Source organism: Rhodococcus aetherivorans, assembly GCF_025722975.1.
GTDB classification, from domain to species: domain Bacteria; phylum Actinomycetota; class Actinomycetes; order Mycobacteriales; family Mycobacteriaceae; genus Rhodococcus; species Rhodococcus aetherivorans.
The window spans coordinates 2001608-2014223 of the sequence record NZ_CP106982.1 but is presented as its reverse complement, the minus strand read 5'-3'; the positions used below and the strand labels follow the sequence as shown (position 1 = coordinate 2014223).

General features: G+C 72.5%; 14 protein-coding genes. 9 read left to right on the top strand and 5 right to left on the bottom strand.

The features are described 5' to 3' along the window. Window positions 1-1035, top strand: a complete 1035-nt coding sequence (locus tag OCS65_RS09265; protein ID WP_251549499.1) for a tocopherol cyclase family protein — start codon at window positions 1-3, stop codon at window positions 1033-1035. A gap of 83 nt (window positions 1036-1118) precedes the next feature. Here OCS65_RS09265 and OCS65_RS09260 read toward each other — a convergent pair whose 3' ends face one another. Further along, entirely contained in the window at window positions 1119-2369 is a 1251-nt protein-coding gene (locus OCS65_RS09260) for an ROK family protein (RefSeq protein ID WP_376744873.1), read from the bottom strand. 432 nt (window positions 2370-2801) lie between these two features. Here OCS65_RS09260 and OCS65_RS09255 point away from each other — a divergent pair, with 432 nt between their 5' ends. From OCS65_RS09255 to OCS65_RS09245, 3 genes are all read left to right on the top strand, one after another. Further along, window positions 2802-3758 (top strand): TauD/TfdA dioxygenase family protein, encoded by a 957-nt coding sequence (locus OCS65_RS09255; protein ID WP_072635771.1) that lies wholly within the window; start codon window positions 2802-2804, stop codon window positions 3756-3758. 62 nt (window positions 3759-3820) lie between these two features. Continuing rightward, window positions 3821-4570, top strand: a complete 750-nt coding sequence (locus tag OCS65_RS09250; protein ID WP_263509590.1) for an SDR family NAD(P)-dependent oxidoreductase — start codon at window positions 3821-3823, stop codon at window positions 4568-4570. Between the two features lie 6 nt (window positions 4571-4576). Then, window positions 4577-5629, top strand: coding sequence for a DUF2804 domain-containing protein (locus OCS65_RS09245; protein WP_263509589.1), 1053 nt, complete (start codon window positions 4577-4579; stop codon window positions 5627-5629). A 10-nt stretch (window positions 5630-5639) separates the two neighbouring features. Here the strand turns inward: OCS65_RS09245 and OCS65_RS09240 are convergent, their stop codons facing one another. Together OCS65_RS09240 and OCS65_RS09235 are read right to left on the bottom strand one after the other, a co-directional pair. Beyond that, window positions 5640-6815, bottom strand: a complete 1176-nt coding sequence (locus OCS65_RS09240) for a L,D-transpeptidase (protein WP_185712918.1) — start codon at window positions 6813-6815, stop codon at window positions 5640-5642. A gap of 66 nt (window positions 6816-6881) precedes the next feature. Then, window positions 6882-7928, bottom strand: coding sequence for a UDP-N-acetylmuramate dehydrogenase (locus OCS65_RS09235; RefSeq protein WP_263510368.1), 1047 nt, complete (start codon window positions 7926-7928; stop codon window positions 6882-6884). Between the two features lie 71 nt (window positions 7929-7999). Between OCS65_RS09235 and OCS65_RS09230 the strand changes: the two genes are divergently transcribed. The 3 genes from OCS65_RS09230 to OCS65_RS09220 all read left to right on the top strand — a co-directional run bounded on the left by OCS65_RS09230 (window position 8000) and on the right by OCS65_RS09220 (window position 9914). Further along, window positions 8000-8503, top strand: a complete 504-nt coding sequence (locus tag OCS65_RS09230; RefSeq protein ID WP_006946535.1) for a DUF2505 domain-containing protein — start codon at window positions 8000-8002, stop codon at window positions 8501-8503. 64 nt (window positions 8504-8567) lie between these two features. Continuing rightward, a complete protein-coding gene (locus tag OCS65_RS09225; RefSeq protein WP_006946528.1) occupies window positions 8568-9074 on the top strand; it encodes a DUF2505 domain-containing protein in 507 nt (168 codons plus the stop codon). Between the two features lie 6 nt (window positions 9075-9080). Further along, window positions 9081-9914, top strand: a complete 834-nt coding sequence (locus OCS65_RS09220; RefSeq protein WP_263509586.1) for a class I SAM-dependent methyltransferase — start codon at window positions 9081-9083, stop codon at window positions 9912-9914. Here OCS65_RS09220 and OCS65_RS09215 read toward each other — a convergent pair. Then, complete coding sequence (locus tag OCS65_RS09215; RefSeq protein ID WP_029545192.1) at window positions 9860-10477, bottom strand: type IV toxin-antitoxin system AbiEi family antitoxin domain-containing protein; 618 nt, start codon at window positions 10475-10477, stop codon at window positions 9860-9862. The two genes, OCS65_RS09220 and OCS65_RS09215, sit on opposite strands and share 55 nt — an antisense overlap. Window positions 10478-10580: 103 nt before the next feature. Here OCS65_RS09215 and OCS65_RS09210 point away from each other — a divergent pair, with 103 nt between their 5' ends. After that, window positions 10581-11318, top strand: coding sequence for an LmeA family phospholipid-binding protein (locus OCS65_RS09210; protein ID WP_263509584.1), 738 nt, complete (start codon window positions 10581-10583; stop codon window positions 11316-11318). A 39-nt stretch (window positions 11319-11357) separates the two neighbouring features. On the opposite strand, the gene deoC is transcribed toward OCS65_RS09210, so the two are convergent. Further along, window positions 11358-12023 carry a deoxyribose-phosphate aldolase gene (gene deoC, locus OCS65_RS09205; protein ID WP_006946525.1) on the bottom strand — a complete coding sequence of 222 codons (666 nt, stop codon included), beginning with the start codon at window positions 12021-12023 and terminating at the stop codon, window positions 11358-11360. Between the two features lie 64 nt (window positions 12024-12087). Here deoC and OCS65_RS09200 point away from each other — a divergent pair, with 64 nt between their 5' ends. After that, window positions 12088-12612, top strand: a complete 525-nt coding sequence (locus OCS65_RS09200; RefSeq protein ID WP_072635778.1) for a GNAT family N-acetyltransferase — start codon at window positions 12088-12090, stop codon at window positions 12610-12612. The last annotated feature ends 4 nt before the right edge of the window (window positions 12613-12616 follow it).

Sequence of the window (12616 nt, the reverse complement as noted above, 5' to 3'; positions counted from 1 at the left end):
GTGTCGCTGTGCTCGAGCTACCGCGCCACCGGCGCCGACCTGCCCTTCGGTGATCCGCTGGCGGCGCACGACGTCGCGATGGAGGGGTACTTCTGGCGGTTCACCCAGCCCGGGACCGGACGGGTGGTGATCGCGCTGTGCGGCGTCAACCGGGCCGCCGACGGGTCGTGGGCGACCCTCGGCGTGGCGGCGCACCCGGGCGGATTCCTGCGTACGACGGCGCATCCGGAGGGGTTCGCCGACCCGCGGCGGCTCGGCGCGTCGGCGGGCACGGCGTTCCGCGGGGAGCCCGACCGGCTGCGCGTGGACCTCGGCGACGACGCACGCCTCGATGTGCGGGTGACGGCGCCCCGGCCGTGGCCCCGCCGCCGGTTCGGCGGATCCAGCGTCTTCCACGCGGTCCCCGCGCTCAACCAGTACTGGCACCCGTGGCTGCTCGACGGGCGAGCCGAGGGCGAGGCCGTGCTCGGGGGCGAGACGTGGAACCTGGACGGCGCCCAGGTGTACGCGGAGAAGAACTGGGGCCGAGGCGGATTCCCGGAGTCGTGGTGGTGGGGCCAGGCGCACGGCTTCACCGACTCCGCCGCGTGCGTCGCCTTCGCCGGTGGGCAGGTCCACGCCGGACCGCTGCGGACCGAGGTGACGGCGGTGGTGGTCGCCCTGCCGGACGGACCCGTGATCCGGCTGGGCAACCCCGTGGTCTCCCCGGTGCGGGCCCACGTCGCCGACGAGCGGTGGTCGCTGTTCGGGCGCGGGCCGCGGTGGACCGTCGAGATCGAGGCGACCGCCCCGCTGAGCGCCGCGCACGTCCTGCCGGTTCCGCTGCCCCTCGAGCGCCGCAACGTGCCCGGCGCCCTCGAGCACCTCGCGGGCTCGCTGAGCGTGACCGTCCGCGACCGCGGCACGCTGGTCTGGGCGGACGAGTCGCCCCTCGCGGCGCTCGAGCACGGCGGTCTGGCCCGCGCGCGGGCCGAACTGGACCGGCGGGGTGCGCCGGCGGACGCGACGGACGGCCCGCCACTGCACGGCGGCTGACCGGCGGCCCCGCATCCGCGCGCCTCCCGGTCGTCCGCGCGTGAAATCGAATCGTCTGCGCGGATAGCCATTCCGTGCGCGTATCAGACCAGCGCCCGGCGCATCGCGCCCAGCGGATCGGAGTACAGCGAACTCAAGGACACCACGCTCGCGGCGTGCGCCTGCACTCGGTCGCCGAATCCGGTGACCCGGACGTCGGCGCCCGACGGCGACGCGAGCGCGCGCGCGACGTGCGGTGCGGCCTCCGGGTACGCGGTGAACGCCTGGCCGCCGAGGATCACCCGGTCCGGGTTGAACAGGTCCCGGAGCATCGCGACGGACCGCCCCAGCACCTGTGCCCGCTCCACGAGGATCTCGTGGGCCTCGTGAGAACCGTTGCGGGCCAGCGCGTACAACGCGGAGACGGACGTGGCGCCCGCGTCGAGCAGGCCGGCGGCCCGCGCCCGGGTCAGCACCGCACGGTCGGCGACGGTGGCCTCGAGGCATCCGCGGGCACCGCAGGCGCACGGCACGGACGATCCGGTGGGCAGGTGCGACACCGAGCCCGGGCCGCCGCGCGGTGTGTGCACCCGGCCGTCGAATGCGATTGCGATACCGACGGTTTCGCGAGCGTAGAAGTACAGGGTGGCGCCCTCGACATCGGCGGTGTCGCGGTCGGGGGTGAGCAGCAACTCGGAGGCGGCCATCGCCTCGACGTGCGCGGCGACGGAAACCGGCAGGCCCAGGCCCCGGCTCACCACGGCCCCGACGGGCGCATCCTCCCAGCCGAGCCGCGGGTGGTCCACGGTTCCGGTGGCCGAATCGACGCGGCCGCCGAGCGCGACGCCCGCCCACAGCGGCGTGCGCCGGTGCCAGCGCGACGCGAAGGCCCTGGCGCTGCTGGTGATCGCCCCGAGTGCCGCCTCCTGGCCGCCGCGCGGGGTGGGGATCTCCACCGCGCCGATCACACGCCCGCGCAGGTCGCTCGCGACGATGCCGGTGACGGCCGCACCGATGTGGATGCCGACGGTCAGGTAGCGCTCGTGGTCGGTCTCGAACGGCACCCGGGGCCGGCCCACGGCACCGGACGCGGTCAGATCCGGCCGCTCCCGGAGCAGGCCCGCGGCGAGCAGCGCCGAGACCTGCCGGTTCACGGTGGCGATGCTCGCGCCCGTCGCCGTCGCCGCCTGGTCGCGGCAGATCGGCCCGCGCGCCGCGGCGACCCGGAACACCGCGGCGGCGGTGCCGTCGGCGACCTTCAGCTCGGGCGGCACGATCTGCACGCGCGTCGTCGATCGCACCCGGGCGGTGGCACTACGGGAACGGACGCCCGATCCGGAGGTCGGACGAATAATATTGGTGGACAGGACATTTGACGTAGCTACTGCAGTCACTGCGGCTCTTCCTCGAGATCGGGTCCGCAGACCCGGGGCGTGGCAGGGAGGCGCCGATCCGCTCGATCGTGAGGCAGAGGTCCACCGGCCTACGGCCGGGGGGAAACGAAGCGGGGCGCGAAGGGCGGTGTCAGCGACAACACAGTTCGCGCGCCAGCGGCAGCCGCGAGCCCAGCGCGGCGGTCACGTAGGTGACCCGCGGAGCACGGAGACGGCGAGCTGGCATATCCGCAACCTAGCCGCCGCGCGCCACTGTGTCCAATCCGCACGGCGTCCGATCCGCACGGCGACGCGGCGGCAACGGTCCCGATCACGGTGACGGAAACCCTTACGTCGGCCCGCCTCCGGTGATGAGGTCGACGGCACCAACGTTCGATCTACGAAAGGTCCTCCATGTCCGTGGATTTCGATACCCGCACCGCCTCCGCTCGCGACGTGTCCGTGGTCCGTCTGGGCGGGCACATCGGGGCCCGCATCGACGGCGTGCGGCTCGGCGGCGATCTCGACGAGGCCACCGTCGAAGCGATCCGGCGCGCCCTGGCCGAGCACAAGGTGATCTTCTTCCGGGAACAGCACCACCTCGACGACGCGTCGCAGTACGCGTTCGCCGAGTTGCTCGGCACGCCGACCACCGCGCACCCGACGGTCACCTCGCGCGGGGCGCACGTGCTGCCGATCGACTCCGACTACGGCAAGGCGAACAGCTGGCACACCGACGTCTCGTTCGTCGACCGCATCCCGAAGGCGTCGATCCTGCGCGCGGTGGAACTGCCCGCCTACGGCGGTTCGACCACGTGGGCTTCCGGGGTGGCGGCCTACGAGGGCCTGCCCGCCCCGTTGAAGACCCTGGCGGAGAACCTGTGGGCCACCCACACCAACCTGTACGACTACGCCGCCGAGAGCGCGGAGCAGCTCCGCGACGGCGCCGACGAGCGGGTCGCCGAGTACCGCGCCGAGTTCCGGTCCGAGTACTTCGAGACCGAGCACCCGGTGGTGCGCGTGCACCCCGAGACCGGGGAGCGGTCGCTGCTGCTCGGCCACTTCGTCAAGGGCTTCGTCGGGCTGAGCGGCCGGCAGTCGCAGGCGCTGTTCCGGCTGCTGCAGGACCACCAGACCCGGCTGGAGTACACCACCCGCTGGAACTGGGCCGCCGGGGACGTGGCGGTGTGGGACAACCGCGCCACCCAGCACTACGCCGTCGCCGACTACGACGGCCTGCACCGTCGCCTGAATCGCATCACCCTCGCCGGGGACGTCCCGGTGAGCGTGCACGGCGAGGCGAGCCGGTCCGTCGCCGGCGACGCGAGCGCCTACTCGGTCGTCGAGGTGCCCCGCCCGCTCGCGTCGTGACGGGCGCCGCGGTCGCGCGGACCCCCGCGCGACCGTATCCGGGGCACCCTAGGATCGCCTGCATGACGATTTCTCCCGATTCCCGCGTGGCCGTCGTCACCGGTGCCTCCTCCGGCATCGGCGAGGCCACCGCCCGAACCCTCGCAGCCCAGGGCTTCCACGTCGTCGTCGGCGCTCGCCGCGTCGACCGGATCGAGAAGCTCGCGGACGAGATCGGGGGCACGGCCCTCGAGCTGGACGTCACGGACGAGGACTCGGTGACCGCCTTCACGACGGTGCTCCCCCGGGTGGACGTGCTGGTCAACAACGCGGGCGGCGCCAAGGGCATGGCCCCGGTCGCCGAGGCGGACCTCGACGACTGGCGCTGGATGTGGGAGACCAACGTCCTCGGCACCCTGCGGATGACGAAGGCCCTGCTGCCGAAGCTCGTCGACTCCGGCGACGGCCTGATCGTCACGATCACGTCGGTGGCGGCGTTCCATGCCTACGACAACGGCGCGGGCTACACCTCCGCCAAGCACGCCCAGGCGGTGCTGCACCGCACGCTGCGCGGTGAGCTGCTCGGCAAGCCGGTGCGCCTGACCGAGATCGCGCCGGGTGCGGTGGAGACCGAGTTCTCCCTCGTGCGGTTCGAGGGGGACGCCGAGCGCGCCGCCAAGGTGTACAAGGGCATCACGCCGCTGGTGGCCGAGGACATCGCGGAGATCGTCGGTTTCGTCGCGTCGCGCCCGCCGCACGTGAACCTGGACCAGATCATCGTGCAGCCACGCGACCAGGCCGGCCCCATGCGCTTCCACCGCACCGCCGAGTAGGAACCGGTGGGCATCGAGAGGGACGCCGGGCAACGCCGCCTCTCCCCGGGGCCGTTGCTCGACGTGCGGGGCCGTCTCGCCGAGGCCGGCTGGGCCGGCACCGAGGTCCGGGCCTACGACCGGTCCCGGGTCGCGGCACCGCGGTGGCGGATCAAGGAGTGGGACTACTACTGCGTGCTCGCCGACGGCGACGACGGCCCGTTCGGTCTCGCGCTGACCGTCGCCGACAACGGCTACATGGGCCTGCTCGGCGTGAGCTGGCTCGACCTGGCCGGCCGTGCGGACACCACCGAGAACGCGATGGTCCCGTTTCCGCTCGGACGGCTGCGGTTGCCCGCCTCCGCGGACGCGGGCGATGTGGTGGTCGACCGGCGCGGAATGCGCCTCGAGTTCCGGCACGAGCGCGGCGCCCGGCGGCTGATCGTCCGACATCCCGGATTCGCGGGCGGGCGGGGCCTGTCGGGCGAGGTGGTGCTCACCCCGCCCGGTGCCGAGCGGATGGTCGTCGCGATCCCGTTCCCCGGCGACGAGCGGGCGTTCTACTACAACCAGAAGATCCCCGGCCTCACCGCCGCCGGCACCATCACGGTCGGCGGCCGCGAGCACACCTTCGACCCCGCCTCCGCGTTCGGGGTGTTCGACTGGGGCCGGGGCGTGTGGACCTACGACAACACCTGGTTCTGGGCGTCCGCATCGGGACGGCACGAGGGGCGTCCCTTCGGGTTCACCGTCGGCCACGGCTTCGGCGACACCGCCGCCGGAAGCGAGAACATGCTCCTGCTCGACGGCATGGAGCACAAGCTGGACCGGGTGCGGTTCCATCTGCCTCACGGCACCTACGACGGCGCGCCGTGGCGGTTCTCGAGCAACGACGGCCGGTTCGAGATGGGGTTCGAGCCGATCCTCGACCGCGCCGCCGACGTGAACGCCCTCGTCCTGCGCTCGACGCAGCATCAGGTCTTCGGCCGGTTCACCGGCCACGTCACGCTCGACGACGGTGCCCGGCTCGAGGTGCGCGAGCTTCTCGGATTCGCCGAGAAGGTGCGCAACCGCTGGTAGTGCGCCTTGCCTACAGCGCGGACATCGACTGCCAGGTGGGCCAGTCGATCGCCCAGTCGTACAGGTCGCCGTCCGCGGCGGACAGCTCGATCGACGTTCCGGACACCTCGACCGGGTCGCCGTACATCGCCGTCGCGAAGTACTCCTGGGCGTCCCCGAGCGAGAGGTTGATGCAGCCGTTGGTGACGTTGGTCGCCCCCTGCTGGCCGAGGGTCGCGGGGTTGGCGTGGATGAACTCGCCGTTGTTGGAGATCCGCACCGCCCAGCGTTCCCGCACGTTCTCGTAGTACGGCGGGTTGGACATCAGGAAGTCCTCGTGCTTCTCGGTGACCACGTGGACGCCGCTGCGGGTGACGTTGCGGGCTTCGTTGCCCTGCCCGTAGCTCACCGGGATGTCCATGATCGTCACCCCGTCACGCACCACCTGCATGCGGTGCGACGTGGCGTCGGCCACGACGACCTGGCTCCGGCCGACGGTGAAGTCGAGGGTGAGGTCCTCCGCCCCGTAGGCGCCGTCGCCGTAGTCGAGGCCGTAGAGCCGCGCGTCGAGGTGCACCGCCGTGCCCGGCGTCCAGTACTGCTGCGGGCGCCAGTGCGCGCGGGCACCGCCGTTGTCGTCGGGCAGCCACGCCCAGCTGCCGACGGTCGGCGGGTCGGTGCCGACCACCATGGCCTTCTCGACGGCGGCCTTGTCGGTGATCGGGCCGTCGAACTGGACGATGATCGGGGCGGCGATCCCGACCGGCTGCGCGTCGGCGATGTTCAGGTTCGCGGAGACGACCCGGTCGGGGTCGACGGTGTCGAAGCTGCCCTCGACGGCCACGGCCTCGCCGTCGGAGCCGACGGCCGTGCCGGACCAGCGGTAGGTCGCGCCGTAGCCGAGCGGTTCGGCGACGGTGTAGCTGCGGCGGTCGGCGGCGAGGGCGCCACGCACGACGGTGCTCGTTCCGACGTTCGTGAGGGCGACGTCGGTGAGCTCGCCGTCGGTGACCGAGACGCGGATCGGGGTGGTGGGGTTCACGTCGGTGGCGCCGTCGGCGGGGTCGGTGACGATCGACACGACGGGCGCGGTGCCGGTGGGAACCGCACTCCCGCCGGGGCCCGACGAGCACGCCGCGAGCACCGCGACGAGTGCGAGCAGCCCGAACCACAACAACCGACGACTTCGTTCACCCAGGTGGAGCACTCCGACGAGGGTACGCCCGCCGCGCTGTCGCGTCGCAGCGCGGCGGCAGGTCCGGCAGACCGGCTCTCAGATGAAGCAACCCACGGTGACCGGCTCCGGCTCGAGCCGCACACCGAACGCGTCCTGCACGCCGTCGCGCACCTCCCGCGCGAGGGCCACCAGATCGGCGGTGGTCGCGGTGCCGCGGTTGGTGAGCGCGAGGGTGTGCTTGGTGGACAGCCGCACCGGCGCGCCGGGGCCGGGGAAGCCCTTGCCGAACCCGGCCCGCTCGATCAGCCATCCCGCGGAGAGCTTGGTGCCGCCACCGGCGGGGAACCGCGGGATCCGCACGTCGGGCCCGACGCGTTCCTCGACGGCCGCGAGCACGCGGGGCAGCTCGTCGTCGGCGAGCACGGGATTGGTGAAGAACGATCCGGCGCTCCAGGTGTCGGGGTCGTCCGGGTCGAGCACCATGCCCTTGCCCCGGCGCAGGGCGAGCACCTGCTCTCGGACCTCCGCGGCCGGGCGTCGCTCGCCCTCCTCGGCGTGCAGGGCCGACGCCAGCTCCCGGTAGCCGATGGGGGCGCTGGCCCCGTCCGGCCGCACGGCCAGGTCGACCTCGAGGACCAGGGCGTCGTCGGAGTGCTTGAGGACACTGGTGCGGTACCCGAGCCCGAGGTCCTCGGGGCCGATCCACCGGACGTCGCCGCTGGTGCGGTCGAGCAGCCGCACGGCCCTCAGAATCGACCCGACCTCGACGCCGTAGGCGCCGACGTTCTGTACCGGGGTCGCACCCGTGGAGCCGGGGATGCCGGACAGGCATTCGAGCCCGCCGAGGCCCGCCTTCACGGTCAGGGCGACGACGTCGTCCCACCCGGCGCCGGCCTCGGCGCGCACGGTGTCCTCCCCCGGCTCGATCCCGGTGGTCGCGATGCGCACGACCACACCGTCGAACCCGCCGTCGCCGATCACCAGGTTGGAGCCGCCGGCCAGGACGAGGGTGGGGACGCGTGCCGCGTCGAGCAGGCGGACGACCTCGACGAGGGTGTCGGTGGTGGTGCACTCGGCGAGCAGCCGGGCCGGACCGCCGAGCCGCAGCGTGGTCAGCGCCGACAGCGGCACGTCCTCGGACACGGCGGCGCCCGCCTCGACGAGTTGGGCCCCAATACGCGGATCAGACACCCGCAAACGGTAGCGTGCCGACCATGGGCAGCCGCATCGACCATTACTCGCACTACGCGTTCCCCGTCGCCACGGTGCACGCGGCGCTCGTCGACGAGAACTACTGGCGGAGCCGCCTGGCGGAGATCGGTGGGCCGGGCGCGACGCTCGAGGACGTGCGCACCGGTGACGGGACGATCGACCTGCACATGACCCAGTCCATCCCGGCCGAGCACCTGCCGAGCTTCGTCACCAACTTCCATCCCGGCGACCTGGTCATCCATCGGCACGAGTCGTGGCAACCGGTGACCGGGGACCGCGCGACGGGCCGCTTCTCCGCGCACGTGGACGGGCTGCCGGGGAAGGTGGACGGAACCTCCACGATGGCGCCGGACGGCGCGGGCACCATCGTCGAGATCGACGGTGAGGCCGAGGTGCGGATCCCGTTCCTCGGCGGCAAGATCGAGGGCATCATCGTCGAGCAGATCGTCGAACTGTTCGACGTGGAGCGCACCTTCACCGCGAAGTGGCTGTCCGAACCGCACTGACGAGGCCGTTGCGGGACGGTGACGATTTCCGTCGTTCGGTAACGAACCGGTAACCTCGCGTGTCATGGCCCGGCGAATCGACTACTCCGCCCGCTATCCGTACAGCCCGGAGCAGGTGTACGAGGCGCTCTCGGACCGCGCGCACTGGGAGGCGCGCATCGTCGAGATGCGCAAGTACTCCGAGAACCACCTCGCGGAGTTCGAGGTGTCGGACGACGGCATCGACCTGGTACTGCACCACGTCCTGCCGCGCACGGAACTGCCCGAGATCGCCCAGACGGTGATGAAGAAGGACATGGTCATCACCCGTAAGGAGACGTACACCCCCTTCGGCGACACCATCACCGGCAGCTACCAGGCCTCGGTCCCCGCGGGTCCCGGCAGCCTCACCGGCACGATGGAACTGTTCGCCTCGGACGGCGGCAGCACCCTGCGCACCACCTCGGAGGCCAAGGTCTTCCTGCCGTTCATCGGCGGCAAGCTCGAGCAGCTCATGCTCGTCAACCTCGTCGACCTGTTCCGCACCGAGGCGGAGATCACCGCCGGCTGGCTCGCGCGCCGGTTCGGGTAGTCCCCTGTGCGCGCCCCGCGCCCGGAAGGTGTCGTCACCCGCGGCACCACGGGCATCAACCGCCTGCGCCGCAGCGACCGCTGGCTGATGCACCACCCCGACGTCGCCCGCGTCCTGCACTCCCGGGACGACGCGCTCGTCGTCGACCTCGGCTACGGCGCGATGCCGGTGACCACCCTCGAGCTGGCCGCGCGGCTGCGCACGGTGCGTCGCCGCCTCCGGGTGGTGGGTCTCGAGATCGATCCCGACCGGGTGGTGCCGGGGCGGGACGGCGTGGAGTTCGCCCGCGGGGGCTTCGAGCTGGCCGGGCTCCGGCCGGTGCTGATCCGCGCGTTCAACGTGCTGCGCCAGTACCCGGAGGAGGCGGTGGCTCCGGCGTGGGATCGGCTGCGGTCCGGGCTCGCGCCCGGCGGGTTGCTGCTCGACGGCACGTGCGACGAACTGGGCCGGCGGTGCGCGTGGGTGCTGCTCGACGAGCACGGCCCGCGCACGCTCACGCTGGCGTGGAGCCCGTTCCACTCGGACACCCCGTCGGACCTGGCCGAGCGTCTGCCGAAGGCGCTGATCCACCGCAACGTGCCGGGGGAACGGATCCACGAGCTGCTGCAGGCGGCGGATCGGGCCTGGGCGTCGGCGGCACCGCACGCGGCGTTCGGACCGCGCGTGCGCTGGCGCGCGACGCTGGACCTGTTGCGCGCCCAGGGCGTGCCGGCGGCATCGCAACGCCGGCGGCTGCGGGACTGCGTGCTGACCGTGCCGTGGGACTTCGTCGCCCCGACGCAGGCTCAGCCGGCCGCGAGCAGTGCCAGCTCGATGCGGTCCGCGACGGCCGCGGGCTGATCGGCGACCGCGGCGTGCAGCTGCGCCGAGGTCACCCGCCCGATGGCGATGGCGTCGCCGACGAGTTCGTCGAGGACCTCCTGGGAGACCCCACCCGCGGCGAGGTCGACGGCGGTCCGCGCGGGGGTGGTGATGCGGAAGCACCCGACCTGCTCGCAGTCCTGTGCGCGCAGCTGCCGGTGGTGCAGGGCGAGCCGGTTGCTCGGCACGGTTCTCTGGTCGGCCGTCGACAGGTGCAGGAAGCGGGGTTGCAGGTGCCCCATGCCGTGCAGGTCGGCGGCGCTCTGGTGCGAGACCACCGCCGCGCCCTCGTACCAGGCGCACCACTGCGCGAACTCGTCGAACTTCGTGTGCGGGCTGTCGCCGAGCCGGAACAGGTCCGATTCGATCCGGACCCAGTGCCCGGCCGCGATCCGGCCGACGAAGTCGATCGTGGCGATGCCGTGGGCAATGGCCTGGCGCGCGGTGAAGAAGCCCGCCTGCGCGAGCGCGGTATGTCGCAGGGCCTCGTCCGGATCCACCCGGCCGGAGGCGTCGTGTTCAGGTTCCGTCCAGCCCGTCATGCCGCCACAGTACCCGAACAACTGTGTCCCACCTCACACTTTCTGGTAGTGGGACCGCATCTTCACAGACCTTCCTCAGAGTTCTTCGGAACAATCCCGAACCATGACGAACCGGAAGCGCATCCCCTTCGCCACCATCGGCATCGCCCTCGCCGTCGCGCTGGTCGCGGTGCTCGTCGGCGCCGAGGTGTACGTCCGCAACCGTGCCACCAACTGCCTCGCGCAGTCGTTCGAGAGCGAACTCGGCACGAACGTCGACGTGGATCTCGGGTGGAAGCCGGTGCTGCTCTCGCTCGTGGACAAGCAGGTCTCGTCCGTCACGCTCGACAGCGACGACACGGCGTTCGGCCCCGCCCAGGAGATGCAGGTGCACGCCGTGGTCCGCGACGTGGATCTGCGGGAGAGTGCCGCCGGGGCCGGGACCATCGGCAGCTCGAGCGCCGACGTGGTGTGGCCGTCGTCGGGCATCCTCGCGACGGTGCAGACCCTGCCGCTCGGCTCGCTGATCACCGACGTCACCCCGGACGCGAACGCCGGCACCCTCCGCTTCACCGTGGGCGGCGCGGACCTGGTGGAGCTGACCGTGCGGCCGGAGGCCCGGAACGGGGCGATCGCCGTCGAGACGGTGGACGCGTCGCTGTTCGGCATCGGGTTGCCCCCGGCACTGGTCGACGGCATCGTCCAGATCCTCACCGAGAGCCTGCAGCAGTACCCGCTGGACATGCAGGCGACGGCGGTGTCGGTCACCGACTCCGGTATCGCGGTGACGCTCGAGGGCGGCGCCTACACGATGCCGGAGGCCCCGGCCGGACAGCAGTCGCAGAACCAGCTCGACTGCTGAGGCCGCGGCCCGATACTCGCTGAGGCCGCGGCCCGGTGCTCACTCCGGCAGGTCGTCGAGCACCGCGCGGGTGCCGGACAGGCCGAGCCGGGTGGCGCCGGCCTCGATCATGGCCAGCGCCGCCTCGGCCGTGCGGATGCCGCCGCTGGCCTTGACGCCGAGCCGGCCGCCCACCGTCTCGGCCATCAGCCGCACCGCGTGCACCGACGCACCCCCGGCGGGATGGAACCCGGTGGACGTCTTGACGAAGTTCGCGCCGGCCCGCTCGGCGGACCGGCACGCCTCGACGATCGCCTCGTCCGACAGCGCCGCCGACTCGATGATCACCTTGAGCACGGGCTCGAACCCGATCGCCTCCCGGACGGTGAGGATGTCGGCGAGCACGGCGTTGAAGTCCCCGGCGACGGCCGCTCCGATGTCGATCACCATGTCGATCTCGGCGGCGCCCTGATCCACGGCGAGCCGGGCCTCGGCGCCCTTGATCAGCGAATGGTGCTTGCCCGACGGGAAGCCCGCCACGGTGGCGACGACGAGTCCGTCCGCCCGCAGCGGCAGCATCGACGGCGACACGCACACCGACCAGACGCCGAGCTCGCGGGCCTCGTCGACGAGCGCGCGCACGTCGGCCCCCGACGCCTCGGGCTTGAGCAGGGTGTGGTCGACCATCGCGGCGACCCGGGCACGGGTGAGGGTGGTCTCCGGCATACCCGTCAGCTTTCCACAGCGATATTCCGTTGCCCGGCCCGACGCCGGTGTCCACACTGCTCTCGTGTTCATCCGACGAGAACTTCCCGCCGACGTCCCCGCGATCGGCGACGTGCACCGCGCCGCATTCGCGCCGCTCACCCCCGCCGGCGCGGAGCCGGTCGAGCCCGGCCTGGTCGAGGCGCTGCGCGCCGGCCCGGCGTGGCTGCCCCGGCTGTCACTGGTCGCAACGGACGCCGAGGGCACGGTCGTCGGGCACGTGTGCGTCACCCGCGGCACGGTCGACGGCGAGCCGGCGCTGGCCCTCGGGCCGATCGGGGTGCTGCCGGAGTTGCAGCGCGCCGGCGTCGGGGGCGCTCTGATGCACGCGGTGCTCGGCGCGGCGGACGCCCTCGACGAACCGCTCGTGGTGCTGCTCGGGCACCTGGACTACTACCCCCGTTTCGGGTTCGTCCCGGCCGCCGAGCTCGGTGTCGAACCCGATGTGCCCGAATGGGCGTCACACCTGCAGGCCCGCGCGCTCACCGCCCATCGGCCGCAGCTGCGCGGGGTCTTCCGCTACGCGCCTCCGTTCTACGAGATCGGCTAGCCCG